The following is a 6,010-nucleotide window of genomic DNA, read 5'->3' on the forward strand; positions in this document are numbered from 1 at the left end:
TCGGCATTTTCATTTGATTCTTTAGCCATATCTTCTTGCTTCCCATTAGTTGAATCAGCTATTTCATTTGATTCATTTTCTGTTACCCTGTTGCTTACTTCATTAAATCCTTCTTCGGCCGATTTAATAGTATCTGCATCTGCTACGCTATTTTGTGAAATGAAAAACACAGCACCTATAACAACAGATCCAATACCAATTTTAAATTTTCTTATAGAAAATTTCTGATTTTTAATATTTCTTCTCATTATATTTATCTTCTCCTACTTCCTCTTATTTTTTCAGTGTTATTATACACTAAACATAATAATAAAGATATAAAATTTGAAGTAATTCTAATTTTAAAAAATATACTGGAATTTTTAATGCAATCCAATGATAGCTATTAGCATAAAATTTATTTTATAAGAAATTCGTGCTACAAATAGAGGAAGAGAAACGTAGTATAATATATTACTGAATAATTAAAAAAATCAGAAGTAACAGTAGATTCACATATGAGAAGTACTATCTTTTTTAGGAGTCAAATAACAATTTTTCATATTATCATTATAAATTATGATATTTTAAAGTAAAAAAAAATTTAGAAGAAATAAATGGAAAAGTTTCTTTTGATAGCGAAGCATATAGTATAAAGAAACTAATAATACATTTAAGCCCAGGACTTTTTGTTGCTTTAAGATATATTGATCCAAGTAATTGGATTACTTCAATAGCAGGATCAGCAAGACTTGGATGTATGCTATTATTTATAATATTATCTAGTTTATCAGCCATGTTACTTTTATGAAGAGTTAGGATTTCATTACACATTTATAGATAATTTAAATGGGGAGTTAATATTTAAATATAAATAACACCAAAGATTTTAATATTGATAAAGAACTTTTTATCCTAACATACATCAATAAGATAAATGAAAAACATTAGATTCATAATTCAATCCCTCAAAATCTACATCGAAAGATTTGAGAAATTGAATTACTGAAGACTTTTTTCAACTTTATATAGATGTTTATATCAATTTTTTAGTCTACTTATAATCTAACCATAAAAGCACTTCGCAACGATAAATGTTACAGTTGATAAACAAATAGATACAATAATGACAACTATTAATGGTTTGAAAGCACGATCTTTTAAATCTTTAAAGGAAACATTTAACCCTAATGCAACCATTGCCATCAATAAGCATATAGTCGTGACATTATCGATAATTTGCATAACCATGTGTGGCAATGGCACATAAGTATGGAACAGTGCCATCATGATAAAACCAAGTAAAAAGTAAGGTACATCAATACGTTTTTTTTCGGTCTCGCCATGTGATTTAAATCTCATAATTAGAATTAAAATAATACTCAAAGGTATTAATAAAAACACACGTCCCAGCTTTCCTAACAACCCAATACTCAAAGCTGCTTGACCTGAGAAATCCGCAGCAAGAATTACATGTGCAATTTCATGTAAACTTGTGCCTGACCAGACCCCAAATACTTCAGGAGATATTGTAAAAACAGAATATATCACAGTATATGCAAGTGAAAATATAGTGCCAATAAGTGCGACAATCCCGATACTAATCGCAGAATCTTTTTCTCTGGATTTTAATATTGGAGATATTGCTGCAATAGCCGCCGCGCCACATACCCCAGTGCCAATACCTAATAATAGCGTGAGGTGTTTATCTCCTTTAATGTATTTATTTAGTAACAACATTAATCCGATACTAAAAAGGATGACTCCAATATCGATTAATAACAAACCGCTACCTTTTCCTATCACATCATAAATATTTAACTTTAATCCATATAATATAATAGCTAATTTCAGTAACCGTTTAGATGAAAATGCGATGCCTGAACGATATGCTTCAGGGTAACCCTTAAAATGTCTATATAGAATCGCAATCAGTATAGCAATTGTTAAAGCGCCTATCTTATCTAAAAATGGTAACTTTGAGCCTAATAAACTTATAACTGCGATGATAAATGTGAATAATAAACCATAAATAAAGGCTTTACTTTTTAAGGACTTCACTTTTTAACTCCTCCTTTATCAAAAGCTTAGCACCGCAAAGTTATAACGTGAAATAAATATTAAGTATATTACTCATAACAACTTTGTTATAATAGAGGGACTCAAATGTCAGGAGGCCTAGTTAATGGATTCATTAAAAGTTCTAACTGAAGTAGTTAAAACGCAAAGCTTTACTAAGGCTGCAGAAAATTTATATACTTCACAGCCATCAATAAGTCGTGATATTAAACGATTAGAACTGGAATACGATGTAAAAATTTTCGAATTTAGACATTCTAAAATGTCTTTAACGAGTGATGGGGAGAAACTATTTCAATATGCTTTAAAGCGTGAGCATTTAGAACAAACCTTAAGACACGATTTGAAAATGCAGCCTGATACGATTTCGGGAGATTTAACGGTAGGGAGTAGTTACACGTATGGCGAATATCGATTGTCACAACATCTTACTGATTTAGTAAAAAAATATCCTGAATTATATATTCATGTGCATTTAAATAATTCTGACACAGTATTACAACATATTAAGAATAACATTATCGATTTAGGTATAATCGAAAAAGAGGTTCAAAGCAATATCATATACAGTAGACGTATTGCTCAAGATGAAATAGTATTAATTCGTAAAAAATCATCATCTCCAAATAAAGCAATATGCTTTATCAGAGAACGTGGATCAGGTACAAGAGTCTATCAAGAAAATGCTTTATCACAAATGACTTCATCCTCTTATTTAGTAGAAATTAATAACACAAATCTAATTAAAAATATGGTCCATGCTGGTAACGGCTTTTCTATTGTTTCTAAATCCACATTAACACCTTATGATTTAGAAAAACTAGAAGTAACAAACTTAGACATCACACGCTATTTCTATTTAGTCATACATAAAGATAAGTATATTGATACGAAGCTTAATGAAGTCATCAAAAATTTGGTTTCATAAATTTTGATTTTTGTATTATTTATTTTAAATTTAATACACGTTCCAATGAAAATCTATTTTATAAATGGCTAAATATCTGTTTAGAGCGCATCCAAGAAAATATAAGCATCTAACTACATTTTTAAAATCTAATACTAAAAAAATAAATATAAAGTATAAACTCTCAATATATAACATTCATAATTTATCCTTTAAATTCTTGACAATTAGCGTCGAAAATATTAAAACGATACCTTGTAACTAATATCGTATATATCACTTTGCATTTCTCTCCACTATAATGTTATAATGTGTTTAACAAAAAGTAGTTCCATTGGAACACCGAACCCCCAACCTACTGGAATAGGTTGGGGGTTCTTTTTGGTGGGCTATGTCGCCTTATTATTTATTGCGACTGTTTAGCCAAAACGTAAAAGCCGCAATTATGCATCCTGAAACAACAGGTGCAATTACACTAACAAAAAGCAGTTCCACTGGTCTCACCTCCTTCCGTCGAATATATCGCCGGAAGTTAAGACGACTCTGTTATTATATCATTTGTGAAAGTGTAAGCATATCCACTTCCGATAAGTTGAATTATGTATATTTATTTTTCATTGTCCTCAATAATAGAGTTTTCATTTTAACTATTTACCGTGGTTATTCTTTTTCAGTAACTTCTCATATATATCTTGATGACTTTTTATTTTAGCAATAGTAGAATTGCGTTTTCCATATTTAATTCTTAGATCGTTATATATATTTAAAGAGTTAGCAACAAACATTATAAATGTTATTAAAATAGAACTCATAACATATGCTAAAGTTTTTCCAGCAGCTGCATCAAACAAACTTAATATCACTAAACCATTAAGTCCGGCTACGCTTAACCAACTTTTTTGACATAATTTATTATATTTTTTAGTTATACTTTGTATGTCAGGAATTGAGTTATAAATTTTTTGGGCATGTTCTAGCTTCACTTTATAAGTAAAATCATTCTCTATTATTCTTTTACCAATTTCTGACTGGATGTAATTGATAGTACTATAAGCATTCTGACTCTCTCTTCTATATCTAAGACAATCTTGATAAATAATATCTCCATACCTATCTTTGTATATTTCTTTCCTAATAAACGCAACAAAACCTATTAATATAGATATAAATAAAAACAAAATGTAAAATATATTAAGCAAATCATATATCATGCCTTCACTAATATTTGTGAAATATACTAACAGTATAAACAGTAAAACAAATGTAGTTATTGCTGAACTTAGCTTCAAACTTTCAAGCCAGATACTAGTCTTATTACTAGCATCCCTTTTTTCTTTGACCCATTTCCAGATATTATAAATAGTGGTTCCAATAGTAACTATTATTAGTATTACTGTATATATATTATTCATAAATTTAATTTCCTTTCTACTAAATTTTCAAAATCAAAACAAACACAAGATTAGAAATATCTTCTTAGTAAGTTAAAAGAGGTAAAAGCTAAAATAAAAACTTATTGTTTCTTTCATTACCTTCTCTTATTTTTTAAATCTAAATAAAAATTAATCTCTTAAATCAAATTTCACTATATATCTAAATCCTTTTTTAGTTCTACTCTAAGTTACTTTTCCATTGAAAACTTTTTATTTTTAATGGAATTCGACTTATTCATCGTGAATAAAAAGGTATTAAAAACTTATTCATGAAGAATAAAAGTAGAGATGGAAAGCTCTATATCAAGGTGATTTTGAATAAAAAATGTAAACTCTTCGATGCCATTTACGTACAAATGCATAACTTTATAATCACTTGATTTTAGGGTGTACAAATATCAATAAAATACTATTATACCAATGTTTTAACTAAACTGAACGACTCAGAAATATTAAGAGAAAATACATCAGCTATGCTGATTGACACGCAAGTGGCATTGTATTTCCTTATGCTCTTATTTTTTATTCTTAAATCTGCATAAAAAATAATTAGATTTTAATAAAATCAACCAACACGTATACCAAAAATCATTATAAAGACTATATTCATTGAAATATTAAAAGGAATATTTTATAATTCTTAAATTATTTTTTGACTTTTTGAATTACATTTACTTAAGATATACATTAATAAAAAATGGACTTCTATATTTAGGAAGTCCATTTGCTAAATTGAATTTTATAATTCTTCTTCACCTACTGAATATCCGGAATCTATTTCTTCTTCATCATATGTCCCACCATTCAAGTAAAAGTCTTGAATTTTTTCTTTAATTGATTTTTCATTTTCTATTATTTCATCCTCCGGAATTTTTTATGACTTACACACTTCATGTTCACTATTTATATACTAATTTAAAATTTTCATCTGTTTTTTGACTCTACATGTAAATTTTATTCAACTATGATTCTCTAATCATAATTAAAATCTCAATTAAAAAATGACCTTCTGCATTAATTCATAATACGATTAGGTCATTTTCTACTCACAATTTTGATTTATAAAATTCGAAGTAGTGTATTAATTATATTTAATCCTTTGCTCTTTTATATTCGATTAACTCTTTATTAACATCTAATTGTAGTTTTTGTTGTTGTTTGAAGAGTATCATCAAATCTTCAATCAAGTTTTCTTTCTTACTAATGTCCCTCTTAAGATATTCATTATTTTTTCTAATTTCCTTGATCCTTTTCTTTAGTAAATCTTTTTCCATATGAAGAACGTTAATTTCTTTCTCTTTACCTTTTAAACCTCCATTTGATTTTTTTAATAGTCTCTCTCTTATAAAGTTTTCTACGTCTATATCAATTTTATAGACATTTTTTTCTTTAATTACTGATAAGTTCTGAGGTAGGTTTTGTAAATAATTCCAAATTGTTGTTCGTGATACATTTAGTTCTGTCGATAATTGACTTATACTTTTCATCATGAAAAATCTCCTTTTTGATTTTTCACTACTTCTATTTTAACTTTTTACCACCTAGTGTGATTTTAACAGTTATCAAATTGATAGTCGTATAAACAATATCAAAAAAACATAAAAAGAACGCT

Annotated in this window: 6 protein-coding genes; 1 reads left to right on the plus strand and 5 read right to left on the minus strand. The window is 27.7% G+C overall.

Translation table 11 applies throughout. From position 1 onward, the window contains the following. The coding region (locus SOJ_RS13540; RefSeq protein ID WP_037539683.1) for a YSIRK-type signal peptide-containing protein at positions 1-248 on the minus strand (248 nt) is incomplete at its 3' end. A gap of 796 nt (positions 249-1,044) precedes the next feature. After that, positions 1,045-2,040, minus strand: coding sequence for a YeiH family protein (locus SOJ_RS13550; protein WP_002508697.1), 996 nt, complete (start codon positions 2,038-2,040; stop codon positions 1,045-1,047). A gap of 124 nt (positions 2,041-2,164) precedes the next feature. Here SOJ_RS13550 and SOJ_RS13555 point away from each other — a divergent pair, with 124 nt between their 5' ends. Then, on the plus strand, positions 2,165-2,986 hold the full coding sequence (locus tag SOJ_RS13555; RefSeq protein ID WP_002508698.1) for a LysR family transcriptional regulator: 822 nt from the start codon (positions 2,165-2,167) through the stop codon (positions 2,984-2,986). Between the two features lie 381 nt (positions 2,987-3,367). Here the strand turns inward: SOJ_RS13555 and SOJ_RS14490 are convergent, their stop codons facing one another. The 3 genes from SOJ_RS14490 to SOJ_RS13565 all read right to left on the minus strand — a co-directional run bounded on the left by SOJ_RS14490 (position 3,368) and on the right by SOJ_RS13565 (position 5,888). Beyond that, positions 3,368-3,469 (minus strand): type I toxin-antitoxin system Fst family toxin, encoded by a 102-nt coding sequence (locus tag SOJ_RS14490; RefSeq protein ID WP_338009709.1) that lies wholly within the window; start codon positions 3,467-3,469, stop codon positions 3,368-3,370. A 143-nt stretch (positions 3,470-3,612) separates the two neighbouring features. Then, positions 3,613-4,377 (minus strand): hypothetical protein, encoded by a 765-nt coding sequence (locus SOJ_RS13560; protein ID WP_002508700.1) that lies wholly within the window; start codon positions 4,375-4,377, stop codon positions 3,613-3,615. A 1,112-nt stretch (positions 4,378-5,489) separates the two neighbouring features. Next, positions 5,490-5,888 carry an HTH domain-containing protein gene (locus tag SOJ_RS13565; RefSeq protein ID WP_002508701.1) on the minus strand — a complete coding sequence of 133 codons (399 nt, stop codon included), beginning with the start codon at positions 5,886-5,888 and terminating at the stop codon, positions 5,490-5,492. Positions 5,889-6,010 lie beyond the last annotated feature (122 nt).

It is taken from the genome of Staphylococcus sp. OJ82, assembly GCF_000294465.1.
In the GTDB taxonomy this organism is placed as follows: Bacteria; Bacillota; Bacilli; order Staphylococcales; family Staphylococcaceae; genus Staphylococcus; species Staphylococcus equorum.

Coding starts and splice junctions, on each gene's coding strand:
- SOJ_RS13560 (WP_002508700.1), bottom strand. CDS start 4,377: ATGAATAATATATATACAGTAATACTAATAATAGTTACTATTGGAACC.
- SOJ_RS13555 (WP_002508698.1), top strand. CDS start 2,165: ATGGATTCATTAAAAGTTCTAACTGAAGTAGTTAAAACGCAAAGCTTT.
- SOJ_RS13565 (WP_002508701.1), bottom strand. CDS start 5,888: ATGATGAAAAGTATAAGTCAATTATCGACAGAACTAAATGTATCACGA.